The 20,275-nt window shown below is 72.2% G+C and carries 15 protein-coding genes and 1 pseudogene; 10 read left to right on the top strand and 6 right to left on the bottom strand.

The genetic code is table 11. The features are described from left to right. Positions 1 to 83 precede the first annotated feature (83 nt). From G3I77_RS19780 to G3I77_RS19755, 6 genes are all read left to right on the top strand, one after another. Positions 84 to 1,007 carry an LLM class F420-dependent oxidoreductase gene (locus G3I77_RS19780; protein WP_248505545.1) on the top strand — a complete coding sequence of 308 codons (924 nt, stop codon included), beginning with the start codon at positions 84 to 86 and terminating at the stop codon, positions 1,005 to 1,007. A gap of 157 nt (positions 1,008 to 1,164) precedes the next feature. Then, positions 1,165 to 2,628 (top strand): 3' terminal RNA ribose 2'-O-methyltransferase Hen1, encoded by a 1,464-nt coding sequence (locus tag G3I77_RS19775; RefSeq protein WP_248505544.1) that lies wholly within the window; start codon positions 1,165 to 1,167, stop codon positions 2,626 to 2,628. Next, complete coding sequence (locus G3I77_RS19770; protein WP_248505543.1) at positions 2,625 to 5,168, top strand: polynucleotide kinase-phosphatase; 2,544 nt, start codon at positions 2,625 to 2,627, stop codon at positions 5,166 to 5,168. The genes G3I77_RS19775 and G3I77_RS19770 overlap by 4 nt, the downstream gene beginning before the upstream one ends. Positions 5,169 to 6,065: 897 nt before the next feature. Beyond that, the gene (locus G3I77_RS19765) at positions 6,066 to 7,289 is read left to right on the top strand and encodes an arginine deiminase (protein ID WP_248505613.1); all 1,224 of its coding nucleotides are present in this window, start codon (positions 6,066 to 6,068) and stop codon (positions 7,287 to 7,289) included. A gap of 97 nt (positions 7,290 to 7,386) precedes the next feature. Continuing rightward, positions 7,387 to 8,394, top strand: coding sequence for an ornithine carbamoyltransferase (gene argF, locus G3I77_RS19760; RefSeq protein ID WP_248505542.1), 1,008 nt, complete (start codon positions 7,387 to 7,389; stop codon positions 8,392 to 8,394). A 103-nt stretch (positions 8,395 to 8,497) separates the two neighbouring features. Beyond that, on the top strand, positions 8,498 to 9,934 hold the full coding sequence (locus G3I77_RS19755; protein ID WP_248505540.1) for an amino acid permease: 1,437 nt from the start codon (positions 8,498 to 8,500) through the stop codon (positions 9,932 to 9,934). On the opposite strand, the gene G3I77_RS19750 is transcribed toward G3I77_RS19755, so the two are convergent. Beyond that, positions 9,891 to 10,358 carry an ATP-binding protein gene (locus G3I77_RS19750; RefSeq protein ID WP_248505539.1) on the bottom strand — a complete coding sequence of 156 codons (468 nt, stop codon included), beginning with the start codon at positions 10,356 to 10,358 and terminating at the stop codon, positions 9,891 to 9,893. The two genes, G3I77_RS19755 and G3I77_RS19750, sit on opposite strands and share 44 nt — an antisense overlap. Positions 10,359 to 10,665: 307 nt before the next feature. Between G3I77_RS19750 and G3I77_RS19745 the strand changes: the two genes are divergently transcribed. The 4 genes from G3I77_RS19745 to G3I77_RS19730 all read left to right on the top strand — a co-directional run bounded on the left by G3I77_RS19745 (position 10,666) and on the right by G3I77_RS19730 (position 16,176). Further along, complete coding sequence (locus tag G3I77_RS19745) at positions 10,666 to 11,493, top strand: enoyl-CoA hydratase family protein (protein WP_248505537.1); 828 nt, start codon at positions 10,666 to 10,668, stop codon at positions 11,491 to 11,493. Then, positions 11,478 to 13,880, top strand: coding sequence for a bifunctional salicylyl-CoA 5-hydroxylase/oxidoreductase (locus G3I77_RS19740; RefSeq protein ID WP_248505536.1), 2,403 nt, complete (start codon positions 11,478 to 11,480; stop codon positions 13,878 to 13,880). Before G3I77_RS19745 ends, G3I77_RS19740 begins: the two co-directional genes overlap by 16 nt. A 10-nt stretch (positions 13,881 to 13,890) precedes the next feature. Continuing rightward, complete coding sequence (gene sigJ / locus G3I77_RS19735) at positions 13,891 to 14,841, top strand: RNA polymerase sigma factor SigJ (protein ID WP_248505535.1); 951 nt, start codon at positions 13,891 to 13,893, stop codon at positions 14,839 to 14,841. A gap of 114 nt (positions 14,842 to 14,955) precedes the next feature. Next, positions 14,956 to 16,176: an NAD(P)/FAD-dependent oxidoreductase gene (locus tag G3I77_RS19730; RefSeq protein WP_248505534.1), complete on the top strand. Its 1,221-nt coding sequence runs from the start codon at positions 14,956 to 14,958 to the stop codon at positions 16,174 to 16,176. 21 nt (positions 16,177 to 16,197) lie between these two features. Here G3I77_RS19730 and G3I77_RS19725 read toward each other — a convergent pair whose 3' ends face one another. The 5 genes and pseudogenes from G3I77_RS19725 to G3I77_RS19705 all read right to left on the bottom strand — a co-directional run bounded on the left by G3I77_RS19725 (position 16,198) and on the right by G3I77_RS19705 (position 20,261). Further along, complete coding sequence (locus G3I77_RS19725) at positions 16,198 to 17,280, bottom strand: ABC transporter ATP-binding protein (RefSeq protein ID WP_248505533.1); 1,083 nt, start codon at positions 17,278 to 17,280, stop codon at positions 16,198 to 16,200. Continuing rightward, positions 17,277 to 18,128 (bottom strand): ABC transporter permease, encoded by an 852-nt coding sequence (locus tag G3I77_RS19720; RefSeq protein WP_248505532.1) that lies wholly within the window; start codon positions 18,126 to 18,128, stop codon positions 17,277 to 17,279. Before G3I77_RS19720 ends, G3I77_RS19725 begins: the two co-directional genes overlap by 4 nt. Beyond that, positions 18,125 to 18,943, bottom strand: a complete 819-nt coding sequence (gene modA / locus G3I77_RS19715) for a molybdate ABC transporter substrate-binding protein (protein ID WP_248505530.1) — start codon at positions 18,941 to 18,943, stop codon at positions 18,125 to 18,127. Before modA ends, G3I77_RS19720 begins: the two co-directional genes overlap by 4 nt. Positions 18,944 to 19,072: 129 nt before the next feature. Further along, a pseudogene (locus G3I77_RS19710) lies at positions 19,073 to 19,384 on the bottom strand (ribonuclease BN); the annotation flags it as partial. A gap of 64 nt (positions 19,385 to 19,448) precedes the next feature. Further along, on the bottom strand, positions 19,449 to 20,261 hold the full coding sequence (locus tag G3I77_RS19705; protein WP_248505528.1) for a PaaX family transcriptional regulator C-terminal domain-containing protein: 813 nt from the start codon (positions 20,259 to 20,261) through the stop codon (positions 19,449 to 19,451). Positions 20,262 to 20,275: the final 14 nt, after the last annotated feature.

Raw genomic sequence — 20,275 nt, 5'->3', positions numbered from 1 at the left:
GCACGTAATTTCACCCGACCGGGGACCGGCCGGTACGGGGGACCGACCGCGTGATCGCACACCCCGGCGTGCAGGATGGCAGCATGGATCTTCGCATCTTCACCGAGCCCCAGCAGGGGGCCACCTACGACACTCTGCTCGCTGTCGCCAAGGCCACCGAGGACCTCGGCTTCGACGCCTTTTTCCGTTCCGACCACTACCTCCGCATGGGCAACGTGGACGGCCTGCCCGGCCCCACCGACGCCTGGATCACCCTGGCCGGACTCGCCCGCGAGACCAAGCGCATCCGGCTCGGCACCCTGATGACCGCCGGCACCTTCCGGCTGCCCGGCGTGCTCGCCATCCAGGTCGCCCAGGTCGACCAGATGTCCGGCGGCCGGGTCGAGCTCGGCCTCGGCGCCGGCTGGTTCGAGGAGGAGCACAGGGCCTACGGCATCCCCTTCCCCAAGGAGAAGTTCGCCCGCCTCGAGGAGCAGCTGGAGATCGTCACCGGCCTGTGGGCGACGGCCCCCGGCAAGACCTACGACTTCCACGGCACCTACTACGACCTCGCGGACTCTCCCGCCCTGCCCAAGCCGGCCCAGCAGAAGATCCCCGTACTCGTCGGCGGCCACGGCCCGGCCCGCACCCCGCGGCTGGCCGCCAAGTACGCCGACGAGTTCAACATGCCGTTCGCCTCCGTCGAGGACAGCGAGCGCCAGTTCGCCCGGGTACGCGCCGCCGCCGAGGAAGCGGGCCGCAGCGGCGACGACCTGACGTACTCCAACGCCCTCGTCGTCTGCGTCGGCCGCGACGAGGCGGAGGTCGCTCGCCGGGCCGCCGCGATCGGCCGCGAGGTCGACGAGCTGAAGCTCAACGGCCTGGCCGGTTCCCCGGCCGAGGTCGTCGACAAGATCGGCCGCTACGCCGAGACCGGCTCCCGCCGCATCTACCTCCAGGTCCTCGACCTCGACGACCTCGACCACCTGGAGCTGATCTCCGCGCAGGTGCAGTCGCAGCTGGCGTAGGCGGGCCCGCCGAGCCGCCCTCGATAAACGAAGGCGCTGGTGGGCGCAGGTGTGCGAAGCTGTGGGCGTCGTGATGCCGAGCCCCCAGGATCACCGTTCCTGGGGGCTTTCGCGCGTACGGCACCGAACACATCCACCAGCCGGAGAGGCCCTCCGCATGTTCCTGACGATCACGACCACCGGCACTCCGGACCGCCCCGCCACCGACCTCGGCTATCTGCTGCACAAGCATCCCGACAAGGCGCAGGCGTTCTCCACCTCCTACGGCACGGCCCACGTCCTCTACCCCGAGGCGGGCGCCGGGCGCTGCACGGCGGCGCTGCTGCTGGAGGTCGACGCGGTGGCACTGGTCAGGCGCGGCAAGGGCAAGGGCCGCGGCGGCGCCCCGGACGCGGCACTCGCGCAGTACGTCAACGACCGCCCCTACGCGGCCTCCTCCCTGCTCGCCGTGGCGCTGAGCAGCGTGTTCTCCAGCGCGATGAAGGGCGTCTGCAACGCCCGGCCGGAACTGCCCGGCCAGGCCAGGCCGCTGCGCGTCGAGGTGCCCGCACTGCCCGCCCGCGGCGGCTCCGGCCTCGTGGGCAAGCTCTTCGAGCCGCTCGGCTGGACGGTCACGGCGGAGCCGGTGCCGCTCGACACCGAGTTCCCCGACTGGGGCGACTCGCGGTACGTGAGCCTGGTCCTGGAATCGGACGCGCTCACCCTCGCCGAGGCCCTGCGCCACCTCTACGTCCTGCTCCCCGTCCTCGACGACGCCAAGCACTACTGGGTCACCCCCGACGAGGTCGACAAGCTGCTGCGCGCCGGTGAGGGCTGGCTGCCCGGACACCCGGAGCAGCGGCTGATCACCAGCCGCTACCTCTCGCGCCGCTGGTCGCTGACCCGGCAGGCCACCGAGCGTCTGGAACTGGTGCGGCTCGCCGAGACCGACGACAGCGAGGTCGAGGAGATCGACAACGCGGTCGAGGCGGAGACCGAGGCCGAGGAGAAGCCGACCCCGCTGGCCGTGCAGCGCCGCGAGGCGATCGTCACGGCGCTGCGGCAGTCCCGTGCCGCGCGGGTCCTCGATCTCGGTTGCGGCCAGGGCCAGTTGGTGCAGGCACTGCTCAAGGATCCGGCGTTCACCGAGATCGTGGGCGTGGACGTGTCGATGCGCGCGCTCACCATCGCCTCCCGGCGGCTGAAGCTGGACCGCATGGGCGAGCGGCAGGCCTCCCGCGTCCAGCTCTTCCAGGGGTCGCTCGCGTACACCGACGTCCGGCTCAAGGGCTACGACGCCGCCGTGCTCAGCGAGGTCATCGAGCACCTCGACCTGCCCCGGCTGCCCGCCCTGGAGTACGCCGTGTTCGGCTCGGCGCGTCCGAGGACGGTCCTCGTGACCACCCCGAACGTCGAGTACAACGTGCGCTGGGAGTCCCTCCCGGCCGGGCACGTCCGGCACGGCGACCACCGCTTCGAATGGACTCGCGCGCAGTTCCGCGCCTGGGCCGAGGCGGTGGCCGAACGGCACGGCTACGGCGTCGGGTTCGAACCCGTGGGCCCCGACGACCCGGAGGTGGGGCCGCCCACCCAGATGGCCGTGTTCACCCTGACCACGCCGAAGGAGGCGAAGGCGGCATGACCGACACACAGCAGGGGCGCGTGCTGCCCGTCACCGACCTGTCCCTGGTGGTGCTGGTCGGAGCCAGCGGCTCCGGCAAGTCCACCTTCGCCCGCAGGCACTTCAAGCCCACCGAGGTCATCTCGTCCGACTTCTGCCGCGGCCTCGTCTCGGACGACGAGAACGACCAGAGCGCCACCAGGGACGCCTTCGACGTCCTGCACTACATCGCCGGCAAGCGCCTCGCCGCCGGCCGCCGCACGGTCGTGGACGCGACCAGCGTGCAGCCCGACGCCCGCCGCCAGCTGATCGACCTGGCCAGGCAGTACGACGTGCTGCCGGTCGCGATCGTGCTCGACGTACCCGAGGAGGTGTGCGCCGAGCGCAACGCGGCCCGCACCGACCGCGCCGACATGCCCCGCCGGGTCATCCACCGCCACACCCGCGAACTCCGCCGCTCCCTCAGGCACCTGGAGCGCGAGGGCTTCCGCAAGGTGCACATCCTGCGCGGCGCCGACGAGGTCGAGCACGCCACGGTCGTCACCGAGAAGCGCTTCAACGACCTCACCCACCTCACCGGCCCGTTCGACATCATCGGCGACATCCACGGCTGCGCCGCCGAACTGGAGGCGCTGCTCGGCAAGTTGGGCTACGTCGACGGTGTCCACCCGGAGGGCCGTACGGCCGTCTTCGTCGGCGACCTGGTCGACCGAGGTCCGGACAGCCCCGGTGTGCTGCGCCGCGTGATGGCGATGGTGAAGTCCGGCAACGCCCTGTGCGTGCCCGGCAACCACGAGAACAAGTACGGCCGTTACCTGCGCGGCCGCAAGGTCCAGCACACCCACGGCCTCGCCGAGACCGTCGAGCAGATGGCGGGCGAGAGCGAGGCGTTCGTCGCCGAGGTACGGGAGTTCCTCGACGGCCTGGTCAGCCACTACGTCCTCGACGGCGGCCGGCTGGTCGTCTGCCACGCCGGTCTGCCCGAGAAGTACCACGGCCGCACCTCCGGCCGGGTCCGCAGTCACGCCCTGTACGGCGACACGACCGGGGAGACCGACGAGTTCGGCCTGCCCGTGCGCTACCCGTGGGCGGAGGACTACCGGGGCCGGGCCGCCGTCGTCTACGGCCACACCCCGGTGCCGGAGGCGACCTGGCTCAACAACACCATCTGCCTGGACACCGGCGCGGTCTTCGGCGGCAAGCTCACCGCCTTGCGCTGGCCGGAGCGCGAGCTGGCCGACGTCCCGGCGGAGCAGGTCTGGTACGAGCCGGCGAAGCCGCTGCGCACCGAGGCGCCCGGCGGCCAGGACGGCCGCCCGCTGGACCTGGCGGACGTGCGGGGCCGCAGGGTCGTGGAGACCCGGCACCAGGGCCGGATCTCGATCCGCGAGGAGAACGCGGCGGCGGCCCTGGAGGTCATGAGCCGCTTCGCGGTGGACCCGCGGCTGCTGCCGTACCTCCCGCCGACCATGGCGCCGACGGCCACGAGTCGCATCGAGGGCTACCTGGAGCACCCCGCGGAGGCGTTCGCCCAGTACAAGGACGACGGCGTCGCGCGGGTCGTGTGCGAGGAGAAGCACATGGGCTCGCGGGCGGTGGCCCTGGTGTGCCGGGACGCGGAAGCGGCCCGCAAGCGCTTCGGCGTTGGGGGAGGCCCGACCGGGTCCCTCTACACCCGCACCGGCCGCCCGTTCCTCGACGACGAGGCCCTCACCGAGGAGATCCTCGACCGGGTGCGCACGGCGATCGGCGAGGCCGGCCTCTGGGACGAGCTGTCGACCGACTGGCTGCTGCTGGACGCCGAGTTGATGCCCTGGTCGCTGAAGGCGTCCGGGCTGCTGCGGTCGCAGTACGCCGCCGTGGGCGCCGCGTCCGGCGCGGTGCTCCCGCAGGCGCTGGCCGCCCTGCAGGGCACGGCGGCGCGCGGCGTGGACGTGGCCGGCCTCCTGTCCCGCACCGGCGAACGCGCCACCGACGCGGCCGCCTTCACCGAGGCGTACCGCCGCTACTGCTGGACCACGGAGGGCCTGGACGGGGTCCGGCTGGCACCGTTCCAGATCCTCGCGGTGCAGGGGCGCAGCCTCGCAGGCCTGGCGCACGACGAGCAGCTCGCCCTGCTCGACCGCATCGTCGAGCACGACGGCAGCGGCCTGCTCCAGACCACCCGGCGGCTGTACGTCGACACCGCCGACCCGGAGTCGGTGCGGGCCGGTGTCGACTGGTGGCTGGAGATGACCGGCCGCGGCGGCGAGGGCATGGTCGTCAAGCCGGTCGGCGCAGTGGTCCGCGACACCCAGGGCCGCCTGGTGCAGCCCGGCATCAAGTGCCGCGGCCGCGAGTACCTGCGGATCATCTACGGCCCGGAGTACACGCGCCCGGAGAACCTCGCCCGCCTGCGCTCGCGGTTCCTCAACCACAAGCGGTCCCTGGCGATCCGCGAGTACGCCCTGGGCCTGGAGGCCCTGGACCGGCTGGCCGAGGGCGAGCCGCTGTGGCGGGTGCACGAGGCGGTGTTCGGGGTGCTGGCGCTGGAGTCGGAGCCGGTCGACCCGAGGCTGTGAACGGGTGGGCGGCGGCTTTGCTGTCGCCCACCTGCGCTTTGTGACTCCGAAGCCAAGCGCCCTGGTTAGTCGGGAAATGACGTGCTACGTTGGCTGGTCAGTCAGGCTGATCCTCCACACAGCTCAGTTCGCACAGCGCCTCTGTCAGGCGGAGCAGCCACCCTTCCGGCGTGCGTCCGAACTCGCGTAATCCCGCCGCTGTCTCCACCGACCTCCCCCCCCCACGAGCCGGTCACACCGGGCGGGTGTTTTTCGCCGGGGTGCTCTCCGAGCACTTGAACCTGCACGTCGATGCGCGCGGAACCAAGCAGCGTGAGGACGTCATGCACCCTGCTGACCAGCGGCCGTCTGACCGTTAAGGGCCGCGCCCTCGTGTCGGGGCTCGCCCGCACCCTGGACGGCCGGCTGCGGGAGGCGGTCCCCCCGGCCGCGCTGTCCCGCGCCCGCACGGCCGCCGCTCTGCACCGCACCGGATGGCGGCTGCGCAACGTGGTGCCCGCCCCGGCCGCCGCGCCGTCGGACTTCCGCTTCCGCTCCGACCGCGCCTCCTGGCCGGATGGGCGCACCCACGCCTTCGCCGCCCGTCCCGCAGCCCCGCGCACCGCTGACGAGCACCTCGCCGCCGGGGACGCCACCGCCGCCCTCGTCCGGTACGCCGACGTCCTCGCCGCCGCCCCGGCCGGGCGCATGCCCTCGCGGGCTGGATCGTCGCCCGCACGATCCTCGAACCGGGCCGGGCCGCCCGCCGGATGCTGGCCCGGCCCGAGGAACTGCTGGAGGCGTCGCCCCGGGTATGAGCCCGTCCCATCGCGTTTGTCGTCGACGCGACGAGAACTGGCGGTCATGGAAACGGTCGAGGAGCGCGTCAATACGCTCTCCGATGGTCAGGATGGATGCATGGCATACCACGTCCACTCCGAGGCCGGGCGGCTGCGCCGCGTCATCCTGCACCGGCCCGATCTCGAGCTCAAAAGGCTCACCCCCAGCAACAAGACCTCGCTGCTCTTCGACGACGTGCTGTGGGTGCGCAGGGCCCGCGCCGAGCACGACGGGTTCGCCGATGTGCTGCGCGACCGCGGTGTCGCCGTCCACCTCTTCGGTGACCTGCTGGCCGAGACGCTCGAGGTTCCGGCGGCCAGATCCCTCGTCCTGGAACGGGTCTTCGACGAGAAGGAGTACGGCCCGCTGGCCACCGACCCGCTCAGAGCCGCCTTCGAGAACCTGCCCGCGCGGGAGCTGGCCGAGGTCCTGGTCGGCGGCATGACGAAGCGCGAGTTCCTCGACGTGCACCCGGAGCCGACGTCCGTGCGCTTCCACGTCATGGAACTGGACGACTTCCTGCTGGGCCCGCTGCCCAACCACCTCTTCACCCGCGACACCTCCGCCTGGATCTACGACGGCGTGTCCATCAACGCGATGCGCTGGCCCGCCCGGCAGCGCGAGACCGTGCACTTCGAGGCGATCTACCGGCACCACCCGCTGTTCCGCGACGAGACGTTCCACGAGTGGTCGAAGGGGCAGACGGACTACCCGTCCACCATCGAGGGCGGGGACGTGCTGGTCATCGGCAACGGGGCGGTGCTCATCGGCATGAGCGAGCGCACCACTCCGCAGGCGGTGGAGATGCTCGCGCACAAGCTGTTCGCCGCCGGTTCCGCCGAGACGATCGTGGCCCTCGACATGCCCAAGCGGCGTGCCTTCATGCACCTCGACACCGTGATGACGATGGTCGACGGCGACACCTTCACCCAGTACGCGGGCCTCGGCATGCTCCGCTCGTACACCATCGAACCGGGCGTCGGCGAGAAGGAGCTGAAGGTCACCGACCATCCGCCGGAGCACATGCACCGCGCGATCGCCGCCGCCCTCGGCCTGAACCAGATCCGTGTGCTGACCGCCACGCAGGACGTGCACGCGGCGGAACGCGAGCAGTGGGACGACGGCTGCAACGTCCTCGCCGTCGAACCCGGGGTCGTGGTCGCCTACGAGCGGAACTCCACCACCAACACCCATCTGCGCAAACAGGGCATCGAGGTGATAGAGATCCCGGGCAGCGAGCTGGGCCGGGGGAGGGGCGGGCCGCGGTGCATGAGCTGCCCGGTCGAACGGGATCCGGTGTAGGAGGCCGCTGGAGGTCCCCGGGAGGCGTCCGTATAGACATGCTGCATTTCGTATAGTATTCCAGAAGTCTGTGTCCCCGTATCCCTGGAGCGCCCTCATGGCGACTGTCCCGACCGCCCTCGCCGGCCGCCACCTTCTCAAGGAGCTGGACCTCACCGAGGAGGAGTTCCGCGCTCTGGTCGAGCTGGCCGCCGAGCTGAAGACCGCCAAGAGGGCCGGGACCGAGACCCAGTACCTGCGGGGCCGCAACATCGCGTTGATCTTCGAGAAGACCTCCACCCGCACCCGCTGCGCGTTCGAGGTCGCGGCCGCCGACCAGGGCGCCTCGACCACGTACCTCGACCCCTCCGGCTCACAGATCGGGCACAAGGAGTCGGTCAAGGACACCGCGCGGGTGCTGGGGAGGATGTACGACGCGATCGAGTACCGGGGCGACAGCCAGCGGAATGTGGAGGAGCTGGCCGCGCACGCCGGCGTCCCCGTCTACAACGGGCTCACCGACGACTGGCACCCCACCCAGATGCTCGCCGACGTGCTGACCATGACCGAGCACTGCGACAAGCCGCTGACCGAGGTCGCCTTCGCCTACCTGGGCGACGCCCGCTTCAACATGGGCAACTCCTACCTGGTCACCGGCGCCCTGCTCGGCATGGACGTACGCCTCGTCGCGCCGAAGGAGTACTGGCCGGCCGAGGAGGTCGTCGACCGGGCCCGCGCGCTCGCCGCGACCAGCGGCGCCCGCATCACGCTCACCGAGACCGTGGACGAGGGCGTCCGCGGCGCCGACTTCGTCGCCACGGACGTCTGGGTCTCCATGGGCGAGCCGAAGGAGGTCTGGGCCGAGCGCATCACCGCCCTCGCCCCGTACGCCGTGACCATGGACGTCCTGCGCGCCACCGGCAACCCGGACGTGAAGTTCCTGCACTGCCTGCCCGCCTTCCACGACCTCGGCACCAAGGTCGGCCGGGAGATCCACGCGGCACACGGCCTGGAGTACCTCGAGGTCTCCGACGAGGTCTTCGAGTCGGCCCACTCGGTCGTCTTCGACGAGGCGGAAAACCGGATGCACACCATCAAGGCGGTCATGGTGGCAACCCTCGCCTGAACAGGCCTTATGCTGACCGGCGGCCCGGAACCACCCCTTCTCCGCGGCCGCCGCGCGACGAACCCGTCGCACTCCCGCACCACCAGAAACGAGCACCACCCGCATGCCCGCTCCCCGTATCAAGCCCCCTGCCCTTCTCGTGGCGGAATCGGGCGCCGACCGTGAAGGCCACGGCCTCAAGCGCACCATGGGCCTCTTCCAGCTGGTCTGCTTCGGCGTCGGCGCGATCGTCGGCACCGGCATCTTCGTCGGACTGTCCGACTCGGTCGCCCAGGCCGGCCCGGCCGTCGTCGTCTCCTTCCTCCTCGCCGCGGTCACCTGCGTCTTCACGGCGTTCGCCTTCGCCGAGCTGGGCGGCGCGATCCCGGTCTCCGGCTCCTCGTACTCCTTCGCCTACGCCGGTCTCGGCGAGGGCACGGCCTTCCTCGTCGGCTGGTGCCTGCTGCTGGAGTACGGCGTGTCGGTGTCCGCGGTGGCGGTCGGCTGGAGCCAGTACGTCAACGAGCTCCTCGAGAGCGTCGTCGGACTGCACCTGCCCACGGCCCTGTCGGCCGGTCCGGGCGAGGGCGGAGTGGTGAACCTCCCGGCCGTGGTCGTCATCGCCCTGGCCGCGGTCCTTCTGGTGCGCGGGGTGCGCGAGAGTGCCCGGGCCACGGCCGCGATGGCCGTGCTGAAGCTCGCCGTCCTGGTGGCCTTCATCGCGATCGGCTTCACCGCCTTCGAGGACGGCAACCTCACCCCGTTCTCACCGACCGGCCTCGCCGGCATCGGCGCGGGCACGACCGCCGCCTTCTTCTCGTACATCGGCTTCGACGCGATCACCACCGCCGGTGAAGAGGCGAAGAACCCGCGCCGGGACATCCCCGTGGCGATCCTCGTCTGCATCGGCCTGGTCACGCTGCTCTACGGCGCGGTCGCGCTCGCCGCGATCGGTGCCATCGGCGGCGACGCGGTCGGCGGCCGTCCGGCGGCTCTCTCCTACGTCGTCAACCAGGTCACCGGCTCCACCGTCGGCGGCGGGGTGATCGCCTTCGGCGCGGTCGTCGCCATCGCCTCGGTCGTGCTCGCCGTGATGTACGGCCAGACCCGGATCCTGATGTCGATGTCCCGCGACGGACTGATCCCGCGCGTCTTCGAGAAGGTGTCGCCGAAGACCTCCACCCCGGTCGCCGGCACGCTGATCGTGGCGGGCGTCTTCGCGCTTCCCGCGGCCTTCGCCCCGCTGGACGCGGTGGTCAACCTGTGCACCATCGGCACCCTGGCCACCATGGCCGTCGTCAACATCGCGGTCATCGCCCTGCGCCGCCGCGAGCCCGGCCTCGCCCGCAGCTTCCGGGTGCCGCTGTACCCCGTCACGCCGCTCCTCGGCGTCGGATTCTGCCTGTACCTGATGTACGAGACGGGCGCGACGACCTGGATCCAGTTCGCGGGGTTCCTGGCCGTGGGACTGGCCCTCTACGTCCTCTACGGCCGCCAAAACTCCCGGCTCGCCACGGTCACGCCGACGGGCGCCGCTGAGGCGGTACCACAGGGAGTCTGAACCAGACCGCCTTGCCGGACTCGGTCGGCCGGTGCCCGCAGGAGGAACTCAGGGCGCGGATCAGCAGCAGCCCGCGCCCGTGCTCCTGCCAGGGGTCGGGCGGCCCGCCGGCCGGGCAGGTGAGGTCGCCGGGCGGGGCCGGGTCGGTGTCGTGCACCTCGACCTGGCAGCCCGACGGCATCAGCTCCACGACCAGCTCTATCGGCGTCTCGCCCGGGGTGTGCTCCACGGCGTTGGCCACCAGCTCCGCCGTCAGCAGCTCCGCGGTGTCGCAGACCGCTCCCTGCTCCAGCTCGGCCAGCGCCGTACGGACCAGGGCACGGGCCACGGGCACCGCCGCTGCGGTGTGCGGCAGCGCGATGCGCCAGGAGGCGGGGGCTGAGGAGAGTTCGTACACGGCGGGTCCGTTCATGGAGCAGGACATCCTGCTTTCAACCTGATGAATGGTACGGCGCCGCTCTCCGGAGACGTCCGAGGGGCACCGTCGGAGGCGCCCTTGCCTCCTTGCCGGACGGCTTACCCAGGTGAACGCGGTGCCGCGCACAGCTGCTCCCGCCGTTACGCCGGTGTGGACGATCTGTGACGGATGTGACCGGCCCAGGTCAGCCGGGCCCACACCGAAGTCCTACCCGAACGGTCTATCGCGCACTCATGACGACAGTCACGGATGGGTGATAGCTTCGGAGGGTAGAGCTCAGTGAGGCAGTGCCCGCCCGAGGAGGCCGCACGTCATGAGTCCCTTCACCGGCTCCGCCGCCCGCACCCCCGGCTGGGAGCATCTGCGCGTCGACGTCTCCGACGGCGTCGCCACCGTCACCCTGGCCCGTCCCGAGAAGCTCAACGCGCTCACCTTCGGCGCCTACGCCGACCTGCGCGACCTGCTCGCGGAGCTGTCCCGGGAGCGGTCCGTACGGGCCCTGGTGCTGGCCGGCGAGGGCCGCGGCTTCTGCTCCGGCGGCGACGTCGACGAGATCATCGGCGCGACCCTCGGCATGGACACCGCCCAGCTCCTGGACTTCAACCGGATGACCGGCCAGGTGGTCCGCGCGATCCGGGAGTGCCCGTTCCCGGTGATCGCGTCGCTGCACGGCGTGGCGGCGGGCGCCGGAGCGGTCCTCGCCCTGGCCGCGGACTTCCGCATCGCCGACCCCACCGCCCGCTTCGCCTTCCTCTTCACCCGCGTCGGCCTCTCCGGCGGCGACATGGGCGCGGCCTACCTGCTGCCCCGGGTCGTCGGCCTGGGCCACGCGACCCGCCTGCTGATGCTGGGCGACCCGGTCCGGGCCCCCGAGGCGGAGCGCATCGGCCTGATCAGCGAACTGACGGAGGAGGGCCGGGCGGACGAGACGTCACACCAACTGGCCCACCGCCTGGCCCAGGGCCCGGCCCTGGCGTACGCCCAGACTAAGGCGCTCCTGACATCCGAACTGGACATGCCCCTGGCGGCCTCGATCGAACTGGACGCCTCGACCCAGGCCCTCCTGATGACGGGGGAGGACTACGCGGAATTCCACGCGGCGTTCACAGAGAAGCGCCCTCCCAAATGGAGCGGACGGTGACTGCGGTGCCCTCAGGGGCGCGGGGCCGCGCTGAATGTGCGGCTACCGCCGCGCGGGCGCGACAAGCCCCCACGCACCCGCACTCGCGCGACGGCAAGAGCCACCCCCTGCGCGTCGCGATCATCGGCGGCGGCCCCGGCGGCCTCTACGCCGCCGCCCTCCTCAAGCGCCTCGACCCCACCCGGGACATCACCGTCTGGGAACGCAACGCCCCGGACGACACCTTCGGCTTCGGCGTGGTCCTCTCCGACGAAACCCTCGGCGGCATCGAACACGCCGACCCCCAGGTCTACGAGGCCCTCCAGCAGCACTTCACCCGCTGGGACGACATCGACATCGTCCACCGCGGGGAACGCCACACCTCCGGCGGCCACGGTTTCGCGGCCCTGGGCCGCAAGCGGCTGCTCGAGATCCTCCACACCCGCTGCCGCGAACTCGGCGTCGGCCTCCGTTTCCACACCGAGGCCCCGGAAGACCTCCCGCACACCCACGACCTGGTCATCGCCGCGGACGGCGTCCACAGCACCACTCGCGAGGCCTACGCCGACGTCTTCCGCCCCCGGGTGACCACCCACCGCTGCCGCTACATCTGGCTCGCCGCCGACTTCCCCTTCGACTCCTTCCGCTTCGAGATCGCCGAGACCGAACACGGCGTGATGCAGCTCCACGGCTACCCCTACGCCCCCGACGCCTCGACGGTGATCGTCGAGATGCGCGAAGAGGTCTGGCACGCGGCCGGTTTCGACGAGCTCGACGAAGCGGAGTCGATCGAGCGCTGCGCCAAGATCTTCACGGAAGCGCTCCACGGCCGCCCCCTGAAGTCGAACAACTCCACGTGGACGACGTTCCGCACGGTCGTCAACGACCGCTGGTCGCACGGCAACGTCGTCCTCCTCGGGGACGCCGCGCACACGGCCCACTTCTCCATCGGCTCCGGCACCAAGCTCGCCGTCGAGGACGCGCTGGCCCTGGCCGCCTGCCTGGAGGAGCGGGACTCGCTGCCCGAGGCGCTGACCGCCTACGAGGCCGAGCGGCGCCCCGTCGTCGCCTCCACGCAGCGCGCGGCCCGGGCCAGCCTGGAGTGGTTCGAGAACCTCGCCCTGTACCTGGACCAGCCGCCCCGCCAGTTCGCCTTCAATCTGCTCACCCGCAGCCGCCGCGTCACGCACGACAACCTGCGGCTGCGCGACGCCCGCTTCACGGAGACGGTGGAGCGCGAGTTCGGCTGCCCGCCCGGCACGCCCCCGATGTTCACACCGTTCCGGCTGCGCGGCCTGACCCTGCGCAACCGGGTCGTCGTCTCGCCCATGGACATGTACTCCGCGGCCGACGGCGTCCCCGGCGACTTCCACCTCGTCCACCTGGGCGCGCGGGCGCTGGGTGGGGCCGGGCTGGTGATGACCGAGATGGTGTGCGTCAGCGAGGAGGGCAGGATCACGCCCGGCTGCGCCGGCCTCTACACCGGCCGGCAGGCCGAGGCCTGGAAGCGGATCACCGACTTCGTGCACGACCGGGCCCCCGGCACCGCGATCGGCGTGCAGCTCGGCCACAGCGGCCGCAAGGGCTCCACCCGACTGATGTGGGAGGGCATGGACGAGCCGCTGGAGGAGGGCAACTGGCCGCTCGTGGCTCCCTCGGCGCTCCCGTACAAGGGGTTCAGCCAGACTCCTCGCGAGCTGTCCCGGGCTCAACTGACGGACATCCGGGAACAGTTCACGGCGTCCGCCGTCCGCGCCGCCCGGGCCGGCTTCGACCTGCTCGAACTGCACTGCGCGCACGGCTACCTGCTGTCCGGGTTCCTCTCCCCGCTGACCAACCGGCGCACCGACGCCTACGGCGGCTCCCTGGAGAAGCGGCTGCGTTTCCCGCTGGAGGTCTTCGACGCCGTACGGAACGTGTGGCCGGGGGAGCGGCCCATGACCGTCCGCATCTCCGCCACCGACTGGGCCGAGGGCGGGACGACCGCCGAGGACGCCGTCGAGATCGCCCGGGCCTTCGCCGCGCACGGCGCCGACGCGATCGACGTGTCGACCGGCCAGGTCGTGGCGGACGAGCGGCCGGAGTTCGGACGGTCGTACCAGACGCCGTTCGCGGACCGGATCCGCCACACCACCGGCATCCCGGTGATCGCGGTCGGCGCGATCTCCTCCTGGGACGACGTCAACTCCCTGATCCTGGCGGGCCGCACCGACCTCTGCGCCCTCGCCCGTCCCCACCTCTACGACCCCCACTGGACCCTGCACGCGGCGGCCGAGCAGGGCTACACGGGCCCGGGCGCGACCTGGCCGACCCCCTATCGCGCGGGCAGCCGCCGCCCCCAGACGGGCCGCACCGACGCACCGAAACCGCGGCTGAGCCTCGGGAACGGCGCCGCCCGGGGACGTTAGGATCCGGGGCATGGCCATGACCATGGACGACGTGGACCGGTTCGAAGCCTTCAGGCCACGTCTGGAGGCCGTCGCCTATCGGCTGCTCGGGTCGGCGAGCGAGGCCGAGGACGCCGTGCAGGAGACGTTCCTGCGCTGGCAGGGTGCCGACATCGACCGCATCGACGTTCCCGAGGCATGGCTGACGAAGGTGCTCACCAACCTGTGCCTCAACCAGCTCACCTCGGCCCGTGCGCGGCGCGAGACCTACGTCGGCCAGTGGCTGCCCGAGCCGCTGCTCGCCGGGGACCGGATGCTCGGGCCCGCCGACACCGCCGAGCAGCGCGAATCGGTCTCCTACGCGGTGCTGGTCCTGCTGGAGCGCCTCTCCCCGAACGAGCGGGCGGTGTACGTGCTGCGGGAGGCCTTCGACTACCCGCACCGGGAGATCGCGGAGATCCTCGACATCACCGAGGCCGCCAGCCAGCAGATCCTGCACCGCGCGAAGAAGCACGTCGCCGAGGGCAGGGCCCGTGCGCGCACCGAGATCGACGAGGCCGCCGCGCGGCGGGTCATCGACGAGTTCCTCGCGGCCGCCGCGAGCGGGCGGACCGAGCCGCTCGTGCGGCTGCTCACCCAGGACGCCGTCGCGATCGGCGACGGCGGCGGGAAGGTCCCGGCCCGCGCCAAGGCCTTCGAGGGCGCCCTCGCGGTCGCGAAGTTCATGCGGGGCCTGTTCAAGCCCGGTGCGGCCAAGCGCGCCCTGGTCGGCGGCTCGCCGGGGGTCTACGCCTGGACCGCCAACGGCGACCCCGCCGTCGTGGTGGTCCTCGACGGCCGGGTCATCGGCGTCATGTGCCTGGAGGTCGCCGCCGACGGCATCGTCGCGTTCCGCAACCAGGTCAACCCCGACAAGCTCGAACGCGCGACCCGGCTCTGGGCCGCCGGCGACCACGGAGACCCCCTGCTCACGGTCTTCTGACCCGGCCGGGCGCGATGTGATGTGCATCACATCACATTCCTGTCAGGAAACGGCGGGCCCCCCGGTTCAAGGGGTGAATCCGCTGGAGACAGCCGTCATGACAGGAGCCACGCCATGCAGCACCGCATCGTCGTCCTCGGAGCCGGCTACACCGGAGCCACCGCCGCCGGGCGCATCGCCCGGCGACTGCACCGTGAAGACGTCGCCATCACCCTCGTCAACGCCGAGCCCGACTTCGTCGAGCGCGTCCGGATGCACCAGCTCGCAGTCGGCCAGGACCTCGCGCCCCGGCCCTTCGGTGAGATGTTCGCGGGCACCGGCGTCGCACTGAAGCAGGGAAAGGTCACCGCCCTCGACGTCGACCGCCGGACCGTCACCGTCGCCGCCCCCGCGACCGACGCCACCGGGGAGCCGACCAAGGAGGTACTGGAGTACGACACCCTCGTGTACGCCCTCGGCAGCGGCTGGAACGACCAGGGGGTGCCCGGTACCGCCGAGCACGCCCACGAGATCGCGAGCCGCCCCGGAGCGCTCCGGCTGCGCGAGCGCCTGGCCGGCCTGGCCGCCGGAGAATCCGTGGTCGTGGTCGGGGGCGGTCTCACCGGCGTGGAGGCGGCGACCGAGATCGCCGAGGCCCGCCCGGACCTCGACGTCGCCCTCGCCGCCCGCGGCGGCCTCGGCGACTGGCTCTCGGACAAGGGCGGCCGGCACCTGCGCGAGGTCTTCGGCCGGCTCGGCATCACCGTCCACGAGCACACCGCCGTCACCGCCGTCGAGGCCGGTCACCTCACCACCGCCGACGGTACGGCCATCCCGGCCGCGGTCACCGTGTGGACCGCGGGCTTCGCCGTCCACCCGATCGCCCAGGCGACCAGCCTGGAGGTCACCGGCACCGGCCAGATCGTCGTCGACCGGACCATGCGCTCGGTGTCGCACCCGGACGTGTACGCCATCGGCGACGCGGCCCTGGCGATGGGCCCCGGGGACAAGCCCCTGCGGATGTCGTGCGCCTCGGGCGTCCCCACCGCCTGGCAGGCCGCCGACGCCATCGCGGCCCGGCTGACCGGAGGCAAGCTTCCGACCGTGCCCGTGCGCTACTTCAACCAGTGCATCTCACTGGGCCGCAAGGACGGCCTGATCCAGTACGTCACCGCGGACGACCGGGCGGTGTCGGCGGCCCTGACCGGCCGGCTCGCCGCTCTCTACAAGGAGATCATCTGCAAGGGCGCGGCCTGGGGCGTCGCCCACCCGCTGCTCGTGCCGGCCCGGCGGCGCCGCGTCGTGCGGGAGACCGTCGTCGTCCCGGAGGGCTCGCCGGTCAGGACGGCAGCCTGAGCCACGGGGATGCCGACCGCCTCAGACCGGATAGGCGTGGGTCTGCGTCGCCTTCACCGTGGCCCAGACCCGCGCGCCCGGGTGGAGGTCGAGCTCGGCCGCGGCGACCGTCGTGAGGTCGGCGGCGAGGGGGAGTTCACCGGTGAGGTCGGCCCGGATCTGATCGCCGTGGGCCTCCAGGCCGGCCACCTCGCAGCACCACAGGTTGCGGGCGCTGGAGCCGGTCGGCCGGTCGCGGTGGAGAGTGACCGCGCTGGGCGGGAACGCCACGAAGACCGGGCCGGACAGGACCTCCGTGGTGGTGAGGGGCGGGCCGTCGGCGAGACGGACGGTGTGGCCGTCGGCCTCGCCCCGGTAGAGGTTCAGGCCGACGAGCTGCGCGATGTAGTCCGTACGGGGGTGGCGGGCGATGTCGGCCGGGGTGCCCTCCTGGACGACCCGGCCGTGCTCCACGACCACCAGACGGTCGGCCAGCACCATGGCGTCGAGCGGATCGTGGGTGACGAGCACCGCGACCGCCTCGAAGTCGGCCAGATGGCGCCGGAGCCGGGCGCGGACCTCCAGGCGGGTGCGGGCGTCCAGGGCCGCCAGCGGCTCGTCGAGGAGCAGCAGCCGGGGGCGGGTCGCCAGGGCGCGGGCGAGGGCGACGCGCTGGGCCTGGCCGCCGGAGAGCCTGCGCGGTCTGGCGCCGGTGTGCGCCGCGAGGCCGAGGCGGTCGAGCCACTCGGCGGCCTGCGCCCGGGCCTCCGCCTTGCTCGCGCCCTGGCAGCGGGGGCCGAAGGCGACGTTGTCGAGGGCCGTGAGGTGGGGGAAGAGCAGATAGTCCTGGAAGACGACACCGACGGGGCGGGCCTCCGGCGGCGTACGGTCCAGCTCCCTGCCGTCCAGCCGCAGATGGCCACCGGAGAGCGGGGTCAGACCGGCGAGGGCGCGCAGCGCGGTGGTCTTGCCGGCGCCGTTCGGCCCGAGCAGGGCGACGACCTCGCCGGGCGCGACGCTCAGCGCCACGTCGAGACGGAAGCCGCCGCGCTCCACGACGAGCCGGGCGTCGAGCCCGTCCGTCGCGGTGCCGGCGTGCGCGTCCTGTTCGTGGGTCTGGGTCATCCGGCACGCATCCAACGGTCGCGCAACCCCGCCAGCACCGCGATCGACACCGTCAGCAGCACCAGGCTGAGGGCGATCGCGGCCTCCGGGTCGCTCTGCAGGGCCAGGTAGACGGCCAGGGGCATGGTCTGGGTGCGGCCGGGGAAGTTGCCGGCGAAGGTGATCGTCGCACCGAACTCGCCGAGCGCCCGCGCCCAGGCGAGGACCGCGCCCGCCGCGATGCCCGGCGCGATCAGCGGCAGCGTGACCCGGCGGAACGCGGTGAAGCGGGACGCGCCCAGGGTCGCGGCCGCCTCCTCGTAGCGCGGATCGGCGGCCCGCAGGGTGCCCTCGACGCTGATGACGAGGAACGGCATCGCCACGAACGCCTCCGCGATCACGACCCCCGCCGTGGTGAAGGGCAGGGTGATCCCGAACCACGCGTCGAGCCACTGCCCGACGATGCCGTTGCGGCCGAGCGCCATCAGCAGCGCCACACCGCCGACGACCGGCGGCAGGACCAGGGGGAGGGTGACGAGGGCGCGCACGAGGCCGCGGCCGGGGAAGTCGACGCGGGCCAGCAGCCAGGCCAGCGGCACGCCGATGACCAGGCTGACGGCGGTGGCCGCCGTGGCGCTGAGCAGGGACAGTCTGAGCGCCAGCCAGACGTCCGCGCTGGTCAGCTGCTCGGGCAGGCTGTGCCACGGGGTCCGCACGAGCAGGGCGACCAGCGGCACGATCAGGAAGGCCAGACCGATCAGCGCGGGGAGCAGCAGGGGCAGCGGGACGCCCGGGCGGACGCGCCGGCGCCGCGGACCGACCCGGAGGGTGCCGGCCGCGGCGCGCGACGTGTCGGTCGGGGAGGTCACGGCGTGAGGAACCCGGCCCCGCTCAGGACCTTCTGGCCCTCGGCGGATTGCACCAGCGCGATGAACGCCTTGGCTGCCTCGGCGTTCCTCGCGTCCTTGAGCAGGGCGATCGGGTAGTCGTTGACGGCGTCGGCGGACTCGGGGAACTCCACGCCCTCCACCTTGTCACCCGCCGCGTGCACGTCCGTCTTGTAGACGACGGCGGCGTCGGCCTCCTTCAGCTCGACCTTGGTCAGCGCGGCCTTGACGTCCTGCTCGTACGACACCGGCGTGAGCGTGAGCCGGGCCGCGTCGAGGGCCTGCCGCGCGGCGGCGCCGCACGGCACCTCCTTGTCGCAGAGCACCACCTTCAGGTCCCGTCCGGTGAGGTCCTCGAGGGAGGAGACCCGGTGCGGGTTGCCCGGGAGGGTGGCGATCTCCAGCTCGTTGCGGACGAAGGTCGCGGGCGTGCCCGAGACGGCCCCGGCGTCCTTGACGATCTTCATCGTCCTGGGGCTGGCCGAGGCGAAGACGTCCGCCGGGGCGCCGCCGGTGATGCTCGCGGCGAGGGAGTCGCTGCCGCCGAAGCTGAAGGTGACCTTCGTGCCGGGGTGCTCCTTCTCGAACCGCTTGCCCAGCGTCGTGAAGCTCTCCTTCAGCGAGGCCGCGGCGAACACGGTCACCTCGCCGGAGGGCTTGCCCGGCCCGGAGGAGTCCGGCTTCGCCGAGGAATCCGAGCCGGACGACGAGCAGGCACTCAGGGCCAGCAGGGCGGCGGCTCCTGCTGCGGCAACCTGGAGCGGGTGGCGCGTCCGGCGCACGGTACGGGTCGTCACGGGTCTGCTCCCTCAGGTGAGTATGCGCCGATGATAATGCCGCAGATGCAAGGGTAAGACCCCCTGTGCATTCGCATGAGCCGGGCTTGAGATCCCTGGGGGTGGCATGTGCGTTGGTACGAGGTTCGGCTACCCGGCGTGATACCGGTGTCCGTGGTGCTCCGGGACCCAGCGGCCCAGCAGCGCCCCGCCGTAGACGACGTAGCCCACGCCGATGAGCCAGGACTCCACGACGAGGACGACGCCGACCGCTCCGTAGTTGATCGCGTTGGTGACGATGAGCGGTGTGAAGACGAAGTAGGAGAAGGTGCGCAGGCCGACCAGGCCCGCCATGGTGGCCAGCGCCCCGGGGAGCAGATCGCTCCAGCGGACCTGCCCGCCCAGCAGGAAGCGCTGCCCCCACCAGAAGAAGAGCACACCGGACGCCGGGCTCAGCGCGATCGCGGACATCGTTGACCGTTCCGCAGCGGAGCAAACGCGGCAAACCGGGCGGAGCCTGCGGGGTTCAGAGCCCCACGAACCCCGCCCCCGCGTCCCGCAGCCGCTCGTGCAGCCCCCGGAACACCGCCGACGAGCGGACCCCCGGCCAGTCCGCGGGAAGCAGCTCGGACGGCAGGCCCGGGTCGGTGTAGGGGAGGTGGCGCCAGGAGTCCAGGGCGAGGAGGTAGTCCCGGTAGGCCTCCTCGGGCGGCGTGTCCTCGCGCTTCTCCCAGGCGTGCAGCACGCGCGCGTGCCGGTCGAGGAACGCCTCGTGCTCCTTGGCGATGGCGGCCAGGTCCCACCACCGGGCGACGGCCTCCGCGGTCGGGGCGAAGCCGAGGTGGTCACCGCGGAAGAAGTCGACGTACGCGTCGAGCCGCAGCCGCTGGAGCGTGTGCCGGGTTTCCTCGTACAGCCGCGCGGGCGCGATCCACACGCCCGGAGCGGCCGTGCCGAAACCGAGTCCGGCCAGCCGGGAGCGCAGCACGTGCCGCTTCTGCCGCTCCGACTCCGGCACAGAGAACACCGCCAGCACCCAGCCCTCGTCCTCGGGCGGCGCCGAGGCGTAGATGCGGCGGTCGCCGTCGTCCAGCAACTGGCGGGCGTCCGGGGACAGTTCATAGCCGGCCGCACCCTGGGTGGTGCGGGCGGGCACGAGCAGTCCGCGTCTCTTGAGCCGCGACACCGAGGAGCGTACGGACGGAGCGTCCACGCCGGCCGCGGCCAGCAGCCGGATCAGTTCGGCTACCGGCACGGGGCCCGGCACGAAGCGGCCGTACGCGCCGTAGAGCGTGACGATGAGAGACCGTGGTGCATGCTGGTCGGACACGTTGATCATCTTAGGTCGTACGG

Origin of the sequence: Streptomyces sp. D2-8, from assembly GCF_023184515.1 — a bacterium.
In the GTDB taxonomy this organism is placed as follows: domain Bacteria; phylum Actinomycetota; class Actinomycetes; order Streptomycetales; family Streptomycetaceae; genus Streptomyces.
This window is presented reverse-complemented; position numbering and strand designations above follow the sequence as displayed.